The organism is Flagellimonas myxillae (assembly GCF_023502235.1).
Classification (GTDB): domain Bacteria; phylum Bacteroidota; class Bacteroidia; order Flavobacteriales; family Flavobacteriaceae; genus Flagellimonas; species Flagellimonas myxillae.
Genome location: NZ_JAMFLY010000003.1, coordinates 393,921 through 407,233 on the forward strand (window position 1 = coordinate 393,921; position 13,313 = coordinate 407,233).

Consider the following 13,313-nt stretch of genomic DNA (forward strand, 5'->3'; position numbering starts at 1 on the left):
TTTCAAAATGGGATTGCCGCTTGGGACGCCGGCTACTTGATCAATATACTCTTATAACGCTCTAGGTTTTTGAGCGCAATGCCTGTACCACGCACAACCGCCCGTAACGGATCCTCTGCTATGTACACAGGTAAATCGGTCTTTTGGGACAATCTCCTATCCAAACCTCTTAGCATAGACCCTCCACCCGCAAGGTAAATTCCCGTATTATAGATATCGGCTGCCAACTCAGGTGGGGTTTGGGACAAGGTTTCCATAACGGCATCTTCAACACGTAGGATACTTTTGTCCAAAGCCTTTGCAATTTCCCGGTAAGAAACCTGGACCTGTTTTGGCTTTCCGGTCAAGAGATCCCTACCCTGGATGGATTTGTCATCAGGAGGGGATTTAAGGTCTTCAGTGGCCGAACCGATTTCAATTTTGATGGCTTCAGCAGTGCTTTCCCCAACATACAGGTTGTGCTGGGTACGCATATAATAAATGATATCGTTGGTGAACACATCCCCTGCAATTTTTACCGATTTGTCACAGACGATACCTCCCAAGGCAATAACAGCAATCTCGGTGGTACCACCCCCGATGTCCACGATCATATTTCCTTTGGGTTGCATAATATCAAGTCCGATACCGATGGCAGCGGCCATTGGTTCGTGGATCAAATACACTTCCTTGCCATTCACCCGTTCAGCCGATTCCCGTACCGCCCGCATTTCCACTTCGGTGATACCGGAAGGAATACAAATAACCATACGCAAGGCTGGTGGGAACCATTTTTTCTTGAGTGCCGGAATATTTTTGATGAACATATTGATCATCTTTTCCGAGGCGTCAAAATCCGCAATTACCCCATCCTTTAGTGGTCGGATGGTTTTGATGTTCTCATGGGTTTTACCCTGCATCATATTGGCCTCCCTTCCCACGGCAATGATCTTGCCTGAAACCCGGTCACGGGCCACGATGGAGGGGCTGTCAACAACTACTTTGTCCAAATGTATGATAAGGGTGTTTGCAGTTCCGAGGTCAATGGCAATTTCCTCGGTCATGAAATCAAAAAATCCCATAGAAAACGGTGGTTTTTCGGATTAACGGTAAATTTTATCGGCTAATGTACTAAAATTAATGTTTAAAATGCCGAGTGCCCGTCATTACCATGGCGAGTCCATTTTCATTGCAATAATCGATGCTCAATTGATCCTTAATGGAACCTCCGGGCTGAATAACACTTTTGATTCCCGCTTTGTGGGCAATCTCCACACAATCTGGGAAAGGGAAGAAAGCATCACTTGCCATTACAGCGCCTTCCAGTTCAAAATTGAAGGAATTGGCCTTGTGGATGGCTTGGTTTAGGGCGTCCACCCTGGACGTTTGTCCCGTGCCACTGGCACAAAGTTGTTTGTTCTTGGCTAAAACAATAGTGTTGCTCTTGGTATGCTTGCACAGCTTGGAAGCGAAAATAAGGTCTTCAATTTCCTCCGCAGAAGGCTGTAAGGCAGTAACTGGATTTAATTCCTCAGCAGTATCGGTCTTAAAATCCTTATCCTGGACCAAAACCCCATTCAGACAGGTTCTTACCAGTTTTTCTGGTAGGGCAACCTCATTTTGAATGAGGATAATACGATTCTTTTTGCCCTTTAAAATTTCCAGTGCATCCTCCGAATAACTTGGAGCGATTACGACTTCACAGAACAACTTATGAATTTCCTCTGCTGTTGCTGCATCAATCTCCACATTGGAAATCAAAATCCCACCAAATGCAGATACCGGGTCGCCAGCCAGCGCATCAACATAAGCTTGTTTGATGGTGCTCCGGGTAGCTAGTCCGCAAGCGTTGTTATGTTTAAGTATCGCAAAAGTGGGGTCGTCATTTTGGAATTCGCCCATGAGGTTCACTGCGGCATCCACGTCCAAAAGGTTATTATAGGAAAGCTCCTTACCATGAAGTTTGGAAAACATGGCCTCAAAATCCCCAAAGAAAACTCCTTCTTGGTGAGGATTTTCACCATAGCGAAGGACCTTGCCTTGTTGTTCGCTTATTTTTAGAGCGGTTTCATTTCCGTTCGAATTGAAATAGTTGAAAATTGCTGAATCGTAGTGGGAGGAAACATTGAAAGCTTTTGTGGCAAATCGTTTTCTGTCTTCCAAGGTGGTAGTGCCATTTCCTTCAGAAATTACGTTCAAAAAGTCCCCATAATCCTCCATGGAGGACACACAAAGCACATCCTTGTAATTTTTGGCGGCGGCCCTAATTAGGCTAATGCCCCCAATGTCAATTTTCTCTATGATATCTTGTTCCGAAGCGCCACTGGCAACGGTTTTTTCAAATGGGTATAGATCAACAATAACAAGGTCCAACTGCGGAATGCTATATTCGCTCATTTGGGCCACATCCCCATCATGGTCCTGCCGGTTCAAGATGCCTCCAAAAATTTTGGGGTGCAAGGTTTTTACCCGTCCTCCCAAAATGGAAGGATAGTCCGTAACCTCTTCAACGGGTACCACATTAATCCCCAAATCCTTGATGAATTTCTCGGTTCCGCCCGTGGAGTAGAGGGTAACTCCAAGTTCGTCTAGTTTTTTAACAATGGGTTCCAATCCGTCTTTGTGAAACACGGAAATCAGCGCGGCAGAAGCTTTCTTGGTGGTATTCATTTTGTGTCTTAAAAATCAATTTCTTAAGCACACAAAAGTAATTTTTTTGTTAGTAAAATGTGAGGCGTGTTATCAACAAAATGGCACTAGTTTTAAAGAATTTGTGATACTTTTTCATTCACAAATTCCAAAAAACGCTCGTCCTCTTCTGAAAAGGGATCGGGAGTGTTCGAATCTATGTCGATTTGACCCACATTTTCGCCATTTACAAACAAGGGAATCACAATTTCTGACTTTACGGTAATGCTACAGGCAATGTAATTGTCCTGGGCGGCCACATCGGGCACGACAAAATTCTGGTTGCTCACGGCCACCTGTCCGCAAATGCCCTTTCCAAATGGAATAATGGTGTGATCGGTGGGTTCTCCGGCATAGGGCCCCAACTTTAGCTCTTTTTTGTCCCCGTTCTTAAAGTAGAACCCGACCCAATCGTAGTAATCAATAGTGTCCCTTAGTAAATTGCAAAGTTCGTTTAAACGATTTTCCACACTTTTTTCGTTATGGGATAGAATGGAAACGACTTTTGGCTTCAGCGTAGCGAGCATTGAACAGTTTTTTTGCAAATGTATTTTAATCCGAGAATTTTGGTCGATTAAGGACATGAAAATTACAATAATCCAACCCTAAAATTTAGTTAATGATTGGCCGAGAATCCGAGAGCAACTAAAATAATTGGTAATTTTGCCCCTGTGAAAGTTATATTTCAACAAATAGCGTCCGTAGGATTGTCCCTTTTGGTATTGCTTTCCACAGTTTCATGGACTGTGGAAAAACATATGTGCATGGGTAGAACTATGGATATTGCCTTGTTCACTGGTGCTGAAGGCTGCGGCTTGGATGATGCGTTGAGCGTAATGGGCGATGAAGCTATGGATAATCAATGTTGTGATGATGAATCGTTTACCTTGGAGGGACAGGACAACCTGAAACTCTCCATCACCGATTTGGATTTGGAGCAACAGGTTTTTTTGGTGGCTTTCAACCAGTCCTATTTGGATTTGTTCGTTCCCGTTGAGGAACTCCCCATTCCCCATGAAAAATACCCCCCACCTCTACTTGTCAAGGATATCCATATCCTGGACCAAGTCTTCCTAATTTGATGTTTTTGAACATACGCTGATCCCCGTCTCAATCAATTGATTCGGGCTAGTTGGATTATTTAAACAAAAATGTTCATACATCAAATGAAAAATATTTTTATACTAATTATGTGGCTTCCTTTATTTGCCATCGCCCAGGAAAAAGTTGAAGGGATGGTAATGGAGGCCAATGAAGACAACAAACATATTGGGCTTCCGGGCGCCAATGTGTACTGGATGGATTCCCAAATTGGGACCATAACCAAGGATGATGGAACTTTCAGCATCCCATATTCCAGCACATACGATAAATTGATCATCAGTTTTGTTGGTTTTCAATCAGATACGCTTACCATTTCCGAACCCAAAATGGTACACCATTGGTTGCGCCCATCCAACTTGTTGGATGAGGTAGTGGTGCAGAAAGAACGCGATGCAGTGCAGAAAGCATATTTCTCACCCCAAAACGTAATTACCGTGAATAGTGCCGAATTGCTTAAGGCGGCCTGTTGTAACCTTTCGGAAAGTTTTGAGACCAACCCGGCCATCGATGTGAATTTTAACGATGCGCTCACAGGTACACGACAAATTCAAATGTTGGGACTTACGAGCCCTTATTTGCTGATTACCCAGGAGAACATCCCTATGGTTCGGGGGGCTTCGCAGACGTACGGACTTACCTTTACACCTGGTACTTGGGTAGAAAGTATCCAAATTACCAAAGGAGCTGGAAGCGTGGTCAATGGATATGAGAGTATTTCAGGCCAGATTAATGCCGAGTTGCAAAAACCCTTGACAGATGCCCCAATTTTTGTGAATGGGTATGCCAATTTGAACGGAAGATTGGAGTTGAATACCCACTTGAACACAAAACTGTCGGACAAGTGGAGTACTGGTCTATATATCCATGGAAACCGGAGGGATGCCGAGGTGGATAACAATGACGATGGCTTTTTGGACAATCCGTTGGCCAATCAGATTAATCTGATGAACCGCTGGCAATATCAAAACCCGGAGACCGGTTGGGTAAGCTTCTTGAATTTCCGATATCTCAACGATCAGAAACAAGTGGGGCAAGTTGGTTTTGATCCCGATGTGGACCAATTCACAACCAATGCCTGGGGAAGCGAAATAGATACCCAGCGATTTGATGGTTCCGTTAAACTGGGCTACGTTTTTCCCAATTTACCCTACCAGAGTTTCGGATTCCAGGCATCGTACAGTAGTCACCAACAGGACTCTTACTACGGATTTAATGTCTACGATATTGATCATCAAAGCATCTATTCCAATCTATTGTTCAATTCCATTATTGGCAATACGAAGAACAAGTTCACTACCGGTTTGACATTTGCCTATGATAGGTATGACGAGTTGGTCAACACTCAAAATTTCGAACGGGTAGATCGCTCTGCCGGAGCCTTTTTTGAATACGCGTATACCAACCTGGAAAAAGTGAGCTTTACCGCAGGACTGCGGGTAGATACCCATAACCGATTGGGCAATTTTGTGACCCCTCGCTTCCATATTAGATATACTCCCTGGGAGATGGGTAGTTTAAGGGGGTCATTCGGTATTGGACGAAGGGCTGCCAACATTTTTGCCGAGAACCAAAAATTGTTCGCTTCCTCCCGAACCCTCCAATTGCAGGGCAATGGAGGATCTGTTTATGGATTTGACCCCGAAAAGGCCGTGAACTATGGCGTGAGTTTTTTGCAAGGGTTTACCATGTTCGATAGACCTGGAAATTTTTCCGTGGACTATTATTATACCAATTTCGACAATCAAATTGTTGTGGATTGGGAGAACCCTACGGAAGTCATCTTTTCCAATCTGGATGGGAAAAGTTATGCCAATAGCCTTCAGGTGGAAGTGGATTATGAATTGCTACCTCGGTTGGAAGTGCGGACAGCCTACAAGTTTTATGACGTGAAAACCGATTATCAAACCGGTAGATTGCAGAAACCTCTTCAGGCAAAACATCGCTTTTTCACCAATTTAGGCTATACCACCGAACCTAAGGAAAATGGTTCGCAGTGGCGTTTCGACTATACTTTTAACGCCTTGGGAGAACAACGTTTGCCATTCACGGCATCCAACCCTGGAGACCTTCAATTGGGGGATTTTGCTGAGGGATATAGCCTGATGAACGCCCAGGTGACCAAGGTCTTTTCCAATAAGTTTGAAGTGTATTTAGGTGGAGAGAATTTGACTAATTTTAGACAGGATAACGCAGTTTTGGGGTCACAGGACCCATTTGGAACAAACTTTGACACTACCATAGTGTACGCTCCAATTTTTGGGCGTATGGTCTATGCAGGTTTTAGATTTAAATCGTAATAACTTAAATAATATAAAATGAAAAATAAGATTCTGATTTTGACAATGCTCTTGATTTCAACCCTTGGATTGGCCCAGGATAAAAACAAGAAGATGGTTATGGATGTCAATGGCAAATGCGATATGTGCAAGATGCGCATTGAAAAAGCTGCCCTGGCCGTTCCTGGGGTTAAGTTTGCAGATTGGAGTATCCCCACACACCAGCTCACCTTGGTTATGGACGAAAGAAAAACCGATGCTATGAAAATCAAGACCGCTTTGGTGGAAGCAGGTCACGACACCAAGGAGTTGAAAGCAAGCCAGGAAGCTTATGATAAAATCCATCCTTGCTGCAAGTACCGTGAGGATAACTCGGACGACAGTGGCCATCACGACAATCATTAGATGAAGCACACATATGCCATATCGGGAATGACCTGCCAGGGCTGTGTGGCTTCCGTTTCGGAAAAATTGATGAGGGTTGATGGGGTGACGGAGGTTGAGGTAGACCTTGCTTCTTCATCTGCACAAATTACAATGGACCATCATGTTGGCCTATCATATTTGGCGGCGGTGTTGCCCGATAAATATGGTATTTCCAATCCTTCGGGTTCGGATACAAGTATGGATCTGCCGGAGGAAAAATCGAAATGGGTGCAATTGCGTCCGTTGTTCTTGATCTTTGCCTACCTTTTTGGAGCGGCTATTTTACTGCGTGTTAAAGAGTGGAACGCAAACGAGGCCATGCTCGATTTTATGGGGCTTTTCTACATTGTCTTCAGCTTCTTTAAATTCTTGGACCTAAAAGGGTTTCCTGATAGTTTTGCCATGTACGACCCACTAGCAAGGGCGGTGCCGTTTTATGGATGGCTGTATCCCTTTATTGAGCTCGGATTGGGACTGCTGTTTTTAATGCGGTTACAGTTGCAATTTGCCCTTATTGCCACCATTGTGGTTTTGGGAATCACCACCTTTGGGGTAACCAAAACACTGTTGGACAAAAAGAGTATCCGTTGTGCTTGTTTGGGCACGGCATTGAAACTTCCCATGACCGAAGCCACATTTATTGAAAATGCCATTATGTTGGTAATGGCTTTTTGGATGTTGATGGCCTAGGAACCTACTAATAGCCCCTTTCATTTTCGAAAGGGGCTTTTTTATTTCAGTTTGATGGTAAATGCCTTGGTTTGAAGCAATCTGGTCTTTAAATGCTCCGGTATAGTGATTACGAGGCCATCCTCTTGTTTTTTTGTTTTCAGGTGAAGGTTTTGTCCCAACAATTTGGCCCGCATTCTTTTTTGTAAGCCTTCCAACGGAAATTTGATTTCCGAAGGTAGGGTTTGCTGTCCGTCTTCCACCAGATAAATAAGATAAATGGAACCATCTGGTTTGGAGGTAACACAAACTTGGTCAAACTTATAGGGCTTCAGTGCACGGGTGCCGTAAATGGCTTCGCTATTTACGTCCATCCAGTCCCCCATTTCCTTGAGCATGGTATATGCACCCTCGTCCCAGGTTCCCGTGGGACTCGGCGCTATGTTCAAAAGCAAATTGCCACCCTTGGCCACAATATCCACCAACAAGTGGACAGCTTCCCTTCCAGACATGTATTTTGCATTGAAGCTATAGGACCAACTTCCACCCGCAATAATACAGGACTCCCATGGGTAAGGCAAAGGTTTGTCTGGGACCCGGTTTTCCGGAGTCAAGTAATTTTGATTTTTTCCATGTACCGCCCGGTCTACCACAATCAATCCAGGTTGTTTTTCCCTAGCTTTGACGACCAATTCATCCATTTTAATGTCTTGATTGACGATACGATGTTTCAGATACCCGTTGTCGTTATTGGTCAGTTGTTGGTCGTACCATGTGGTTATAGCCGATTTTGGGGTTTTGGCCACCCAACCACCGTCAAGCCAGAGAATGTCCACCTTACCGTAATCGGTCAATAACTCTAGAATTTGGTTATGGGTAAAATCAACGTATTCTTGCCATTTTTCCGGATTGGCCTCAGGTTCATAATTTACATTTCTGTCCCGGGGAGGGTAGTAAGGGTCCCAATAGGATGACACGTTCCAATCCGGTTTCGAAAAATAGGCCCCCGCCCATAATCCTTCCTTTCTAAACGAGTCAAAAATCTCCTTGGTAATATTGGCTTTGGGATGTTTGGAAAATGGTACATCCGTTGCTGTAATTTTGTAGTCGGTGAATTTGGAATCGAACATGGAAAAACCGTCATGGTGCTTTGTGGTGAATACCATGTACTTCATTCCTGCATGCTTGGCGGCCTTGGCCCATTTTTCAGGGTTGAAGTTTACCGGGTTGAACGTTTTTCTAAGGTCTTCGTACTCTTTTTTATACGTAAAATAATCCGAGGGATCAGAGCCTTTGGTTCTTTGGCACCAACCATATTCTTCCGGACAAAGTGACCAAGATTCCACAATGCCCCATTGGCTGTAGGTGCCCCAATGCATCAACAATCCAAACTTTAGATCTTGCCAAGCCTCCAATTTTTCCAATACAAGGGGATCCGTTTCAGGAACATACCGCTCATCCTCATAAACGGCTTGTGCGTTCAAATGGTTTTGGGGAATACAAAGGGCAAGTAGGAATAGAAGGGTAAGTACTCTTATTGTCGTCATAAGGTGTTAGTCAATAATGATTTCATCAGCAAAAACCCAGGAAGGCAGCCCGGCCGCATGGTGCCAATAGGGCGTTTCCGTGTTGGGGGCAATTACCTTGATATATCTGTAGCTATTAGGTTCAAAATCCAGATCAAAGTATTGAATGTCATTGACCTTACTTTTTTTGTTGAGCGGCTTGGGGTTTTTGAGTGTTCCCAGGGGTACAAAATTTTGGTTGTCCACCGATCCAAGGTAACTTACCCTGGATGGGAAGAACACCACGTGGTTGGTTACTTGTAAAAAGGCCATGGAAATACTGCTGATGGGTTGGGTTTTTCCTAAATCCACTACCACTTCCATATTATTGCCCTCGTACCCCAGCCAATTGGCATAAAAACTGCTGCCGCCAAGTGCACCATCTGTCAATACCATGGGATCTTCCCCGGCGTATTTTTTCGGCTTGGTTAGCGTAACCACCGTTTTTCCTTTCGCCTTGTTGGGCTTTTTGGCCATTTCCAGCGCGGACAAGTAATTGGCACCATACTCATTTACCGTAAAGCCCATTTCGTTCATGAGGGTGATATCGTTGCTTTTTGCTGTTTTGCTGAAATTATCCAAGAGCATGGCAACCATTGGGTTTATGGATTCCATTCCATTGGAGTCCGCTACCGTTAGACTCAAATCTTCGGTAAGGTTTTTTCTGCTGGCTTCCAATACGGCATAGTCAATGCCCATTCGGGCCAGTTTAACACGATTTACAACTTCGGGCTTATGGGCAACTGCTTTTTCGGCGGAATCGAACAAGGTAACATATTCGTTCAGCAGTTCGGGACTTAGGTAAGCATCGAATGCTTCTGAGGGGTCTCCGTATAAAAAGAGGAAAAAGTCTGGATGTTGCTGTAATTGATCGTGAATTTTGTCCACATATTGTTTGATGAAAGGACCTGCTTCCTGATAGTATCCGTCCGTGAATTCCACAAGCAAATCCTCAAAATTTAGGTTGGGCTCCCAAAGCAGTTTTGCAGTAATGTAGGAACGCAGTTCGAACAATTCACTGGGATTATTGCTATGCTGCTCAAAAACCCACTGGGCATTGTTGTCCCTAAACAATTGGATATTGGGATGTATGGTCCGAATATTGGGAAAGGGTGCCAAGAAATTGGTGAATTGGGTCGTGTAGTCCCAGATTCGAATATTGTCGGTGAGTTTGCCCCAACCAATAAGATCATTGGCAAAATCCTGGCATTTCTCCAAGATGGGGGCACTTCGATCGCATTCAATGGAGCATAGTGTAATCAGTACATTTTCTTCAGGTTTTGATTTTGGAGGTTTCCTTGTATGCTGATACGCTAAAGTGGAAATGGTCTTTTCGGGAAAAGCCTTTGCCACTTCGTTCACAAATTGGATCATGGTCCCCGCAGGGCTTCCCTCGGCCTCATCCACTTTGCTGCAAATGGGACATTGGCAATACTGCTGATTGTCATCCTGGCTTACCGATAAAACTGCGGCATTTGGATGTCTATCAAATAATGCTGCCACTGAATCTTTAACAATTCGCAAAACATCTTGGTTGGTCAAGCAAAGTTGGGTGGGCAGTCTTTTATCCCCTCGAAGGGCATAATATTCCGGATGCTCTTCGTAAAAAACCTCCTCGGGCATAAACTTGTGGAAGGTATGTACCCGTGCCGAAGGAACATAGGTAGGGAAGGCTTCGTAAGTTACCTTGCGCTGATCGGCAAATTCATGGTTTTGGTAAAACAGCCGGGAATGTACGGTTCGCGTGGTTATTTCCGGGGTATAGGTATACGCTATTGGATCAAGTGTAATGGTCTCGAGCTTTGGAACATCTTCCACCTTGGGCGCATACCACTTACAGTCTAAGAACTTTTCTAAAAACTCATAGACAGCATTTTGGGTAGCACCATCAGAACCACCACTGATAAATAGATTCCCATTTTCAGTCTGGATTTTGATTTGATGTGGTGTCAAGGCATCATTGGTGGCGAGACTGATTTTTTTGTTGTGTTGGTTTGCTGAATCCTCCGTTACAATCCCTAATTCGACACCCCCAATTTTTCGAAGGTATCCTTGCAGGGTTTTAGCGGATTCTTGTTGACTTTCCGAGGCATTCGTTGCCAATACTATTTCATAGTTGGATTCCCCATTACTGACTAACGCAATGCGATCGCCTGAGCAGGCCGACAGTATTAAAAGGAGTACCAAACAGATGGGTAATGTTATTTTTGACATGATCTATGTTAGTTTTTTGAAGCGTCGTACATAGCTTTCAGAAGGCTGTTGGGGTCTTTGGTATCGTTGCCCAATTGCCAAAACATGATTCCGCCCAACTTTTTTTGCAAGGCATATTCTGTTTTTAGCCTGACCGAAACCGTATCGTCATAACTAATAAAAATACTGTCCTTGGCACTGTAGAGGTATGGAGCCTTGGCGATGGAATCCCAATGTCTTATAAAATTGTCATCCGTTTCAAATTCCTTCCGGATTTGACTATAGCCACTCCAACCGATATGGGCACCGCCATTGGATTGATACAGTCCGTTGTTCTCAGGTGGGACTTCCTTCCAAGCCCTGCCATAAAATGCCGAACCTATCACGATTTGTTCTGGGTTCACACCTTGATCGATACAGAAATCAATAATGCGCTCGGCTGATCTAGGGTCCAAGGAAGTTATTCCCCTTTCTTTCAATTGTTCCCTTCGCCCGTCCAAATATTCCCAGGCAAAGGTTCCTTTTACGTCTGCTTCTGTAATAAGCCCCAGTGGCGTATGATGTCCGGTAAAGGGGGAACTTCCTCCGACTTGATCATAGGTCATGACATTCATGTAGTCCACATATTTCATTACTTCCAAAAGCTCTACGTTTTTGTAGTATGGTTTCCATCCAGCAGAAGCAAAGGTGAGGGTCTGTACTCTATCCAAAGTATCCAGAGCTTCACGCAATTCTTTCATGAGCAGCGTAAAATTTTGCTTGTCTTCGGGCCGGGCCCCTGTCCCAGCAGCAGGAATGGCGGGATATTCCCAATCCATATCCAGCCCGTCCAAGTCGTATTCCTTGTTAAAGGCTACCACACTTTCCACGAATTTTTTTCTGTTTTCGGCGGTGTGGGCCATATCGGAAAAACCATCGGCTCCCCAGCCACCACAGGCAATCATTATTTTGATATGAGGATGCTTTTCACGTTGGGAAACCAAAGCTTTGAGTTTATTTCCTGTCTCCGCGTTCCTAAATTTCATCTCCCCATCAATCACATTGGTAAAGGAGAAAATAATATGGGTCAGTTGGTCTAATGGAAGTGCGTCCGGACGGTAGTCTGCTTCGGGAACATAATACCCCATGACCGCAATGGAATTTGTTTCTTTCGGTTGCTCCCCGCAACCCGTAAGGCTGATTAGCAAGACCATGGTCAAAATAGAACCAAGGCATCGGTAGAATTTCATCACAAGAATGATTTAGAGTCTAAAAATTAATGAATTGAAGATGGAGTTCAGAAACTATTAGACAGAAGGCATTGGTTAAGACATTAACAACAGATTTGGGACTATGGTAATTTTTGGTTTTGGGGAATTGTGCTCGATAGCAAAAAGAAAATTTAACACACTGAAATGTAAGGATTTGCAGTTTTTGGGCACTTTCACAATGGGCTATGAAAATTTTAGGTTCCCTTTTATTCCTGATTGCATTTTTTGCCGTGAGCATGGGTATTGCCCAGACGTGCTGCTCTGGAGGTGTTCCGCTGTCCAATAATTTGGGATTGCCCAACGAGGGACAGGGAGTTTTGACCCTGGGCATAAGCTATGATTACAACAACCTAAATACCTTAAACGCGGGGTCCGATAAATTGGATGACGATTCCAGGCTTAGGATCACCAATTCGGTTTTGGTAAGTGCGGGTTACGCATTTACCGATAGATTTTCTATAGAATCCCTATTAACATGGGTAAATCAGCTGCGGACCATTTCCCAATTTGGTAACGAAACGGATACAGAAACCACTGGGATTGGCGATGGGGTATTTTTGCTTAAGTACGCCTTGCCTGATGTGTTGGGAAAAGAATCGTCTGTAAGCTTGGGAGGAGGGGTTAAGGTGCCTTTTGGGCGGTCCGATTTGCTTACCGCCCAAGGGATACAATTAACAGCAGATTTACAACCAGGTAGTGGAGCATGGGACATAGTTGGGTTGCTCTCCATATCCAAGAATTTAGGATTTAGGCCATCTTCGATGGTTTCCTTACATCTAACAGCGAGGTTCACCGGGACCAACAACGATTACTTGAACGGTGCTTCTTCATACGAGTTTGGGGATGCAATCCAGGCCAATCTGGGGTATTCCGACCAATTTCTTGGGTTGGGCACCATCTTCAATCCTTCCTTGGTCATTAAATACAGAAAGGCCTTTATTGATAAAATTGAGGGATTCGATTTACCGAATACGGGTGGGGAGTGGATTTTTGTTAGGCCAGGTATTTCCGTAGCCATAAGCCCAACACTAGCGCTGGTATCAAAGTTGGAAGTGCCGGTCTACAGTTTTGTGGAAGGCACCCAGCTTACACCTACCCTTCGCTTTACTGGAGGGCTTTTTATTACGTTGAACAAAAATCGGAACACTCTTCTAAACAATTAA

Annotated in this window: 11 protein-coding genes; 5 read left to right on the forward strand and 6 right to left on the reverse strand. The window is 44.2% G+C overall.

From position 1 onward, the window contains the following. Nucleotides 1–32: 32 nt before the first annotated feature. The 3 genes from M3P07_RS14465 to M3P07_RS14475 all read right to left on the reverse strand — a co-directional run bounded on the left by M3P07_RS14465 (nucleotide 33) and on the right by M3P07_RS14475 (nucleotide 3,194). Nucleotides 33–1,061: a rod shape-determining protein gene (locus tag M3P07_RS14465; protein ID WP_036380166.1), complete on the reverse strand. Its 1,029-nt coding sequence runs from the start codon at nucleotides 1,059–1,061 to the stop codon at nucleotides 33–35. A 55-nt stretch (nucleotides 1,062–1,116) separates the two neighbouring features. Beyond that, complete coding sequence (purH, locus tag M3P07_RS14470) at nucleotides 1,117–2,649, reverse strand: bifunctional phosphoribosylaminoimidazolecarboxamide formyltransferase/IMP cyclohydrolase (protein WP_249970645.1); 1,533 nt, start codon at nucleotides 2,647–2,649, stop codon at nucleotides 1,117–1,119. A gap of 92 nt (nucleotides 2,650–2,741) precedes the next feature. Further along, nucleotides 2,742–3,194 (reverse strand): GAF domain-containing protein, encoded by a 453-nt coding sequence (locus tag M3P07_RS14475; RefSeq protein ID WP_249970646.1) that lies wholly within the window; start codon nucleotides 3,192–3,194, stop codon nucleotides 2,742–2,744. A gap of 144 nt (nucleotides 3,195–3,338) precedes the next feature. On the opposite strand from M3P07_RS14475, the gene M3P07_RS14480 reads away from it, so the two are divergent. The 4 genes from M3P07_RS14480 (at nucleotide 3,339) to M3P07_RS14495 (ending at nucleotide 7,163) form a co-directional block, all read left to right on the forward strand. After that, complete coding sequence (locus tag M3P07_RS14480; RefSeq protein ID WP_249970647.1) at nucleotides 3,339–3,749, forward strand: HYC_CC_PP family protein; 411 nt, start codon at nucleotides 3,339–3,341, stop codon at nucleotides 3,747–3,749. A gap of 84 nt (nucleotides 3,750–3,833) precedes the next feature. Further along, complete coding sequence (locus M3P07_RS14485; protein WP_249970648.1) at nucleotides 3,834–6,068, forward strand: TonB-dependent receptor; 2,235 nt, start codon at nucleotides 3,834–3,836, stop codon at nucleotides 6,066–6,068. An 18-nt stretch (nucleotides 6,069–6,086) separates the two neighbouring features. After that, on the forward strand, nucleotides 6,087–6,452 hold the full coding sequence (locus tag M3P07_RS14490; protein ID WP_249970649.1) for a heavy-metal-associated domain-containing protein: 366 nt from the start codon (nucleotides 6,087–6,089) through the stop codon (nucleotides 6,450–6,452). Further along, nucleotides 6,453–7,163 carry a heavy-metal-associated domain-containing protein gene (locus tag M3P07_RS14495; protein WP_249970650.1) on the forward strand — a complete coding sequence of 237 codons (711 nt, stop codon included), beginning with the start codon at nucleotides 6,453–6,455 and terminating at the stop codon, nucleotides 7,161–7,163. It abuts the gene before it with no gap. Nucleotides 7,164–7,204: 41 nt separating this feature from the next. Here M3P07_RS14495 and M3P07_RS14500 read toward each other — a convergent pair whose 3' ends face one another. From M3P07_RS14500 to M3P07_RS14510, 3 genes are read right to left on the reverse strand one after another with little or no spacing between them, the layout of a single operon-like run. Beyond that, nucleotides 7,205–8,689 carry an alpha-L-fucosidase gene (locus M3P07_RS14500; protein WP_249970651.1) on the reverse strand — a complete coding sequence of 495 codons (1,485 nt, stop codon included), beginning with the start codon at nucleotides 8,687–8,689 and terminating at the stop codon, nucleotides 7,205–7,207. 6 nt (nucleotides 8,690–8,695) lie between these two features. After that, nucleotides 8,696–10,921 carry a DUF4838 domain-containing protein gene (locus tag M3P07_RS14505; protein ID WP_249970652.1) on the reverse strand — a complete coding sequence of 742 codons (2,226 nt, stop codon included), beginning with the start codon at nucleotides 10,919–10,921 and terminating at the stop codon, nucleotides 8,696–8,698. 8 nt (nucleotides 10,922–10,929) lie between these two features. Further along, entirely contained in the window at nucleotides 10,930–12,129 is a 1,200-nt protein-coding gene (locus M3P07_RS14510) for a glycoside hydrolase family 18 protein (protein WP_249970653.1), read from the reverse strand. Nucleotides 12,130–12,335: 206 nt separating this feature from the next. Between M3P07_RS14510 and M3P07_RS14515 the strand changes: the two genes are divergently transcribed. Next, on the forward strand, nucleotides 12,336–13,313 hold the full coding sequence (locus M3P07_RS14515) for a transporter (protein ID WP_249970654.1): 978 nt from the start codon (nucleotides 12,336–12,338) through the stop codon (nucleotides 13,311–13,313).

Excerpts from the sequence above, each read along its gene's own strand:
- M3P07_RS14490 (WP_249970649.1), top strand. The coding sequence starts at position 6,087 with ATGAAAAATAAGATTCTGATTTTGACAATGCTCTTGATTTCAACCCTT.
- M3P07_RS14495 (WP_249970650.1), top strand. The coding sequence starts at position 6,453 with ATGAAGCACACATATGCCATATCGGGAATGACCTGCCAGGGCTGTGTG.
- purH (WP_249970645.1), bottom strand. The coding sequence starts at position 2,649 with ATGAATACCACCAAGAAAGCTTCTGCCGCGCTGATTTCCGTGTTTCAC.
- M3P07_RS14475 (WP_249970646.1), bottom strand. The coding sequence starts at position 3,194 with ATGCTCGCTACGCTGAAGCCAAAAGTCGTTTCCATTCTATCCCATAAC.
- M3P07_RS14485 (WP_249970648.1), top strand. The coding sequence starts at position 3,834 with ATGAAAAATATTTTTATACTAATTATGTGGCTTCCTTTATTTGCCATC.
- M3P07_RS14465 (WP_036380166.1), bottom strand. The coding sequence starts at position 1,061 with ATGGGATTTTTTGATTTCATGACCGAGGAAATTGCCATTGACCTCGGA.
- M3P07_RS14505 (WP_249970652.1), bottom strand. The coding sequence starts at position 10,921 with ATGTCAAAAATAACATTACCCATCTGTTTGGTACTCCTTTTAATACTG.
- M3P07_RS14510 (WP_249970653.1), bottom strand. The coding sequence starts at position 12,129 with ATGAAATTCTACCGATGCCTTGGTTCTATTTTGACCATGGTCTTGCTA.
- M3P07_RS14515 (WP_249970654.1), top strand. The coding sequence starts at position 12,336 with ATGAAAATTTTAGGTTCCCTTTTATTCCTGATTGCATTTTTTGCCGTG.
- M3P07_RS14500 (WP_249970651.1), bottom strand. The coding sequence starts at position 8,689 with ATGACGACAATAAGAGTACTTACCCTTCTATTCCTACTTGCCCTTTGT.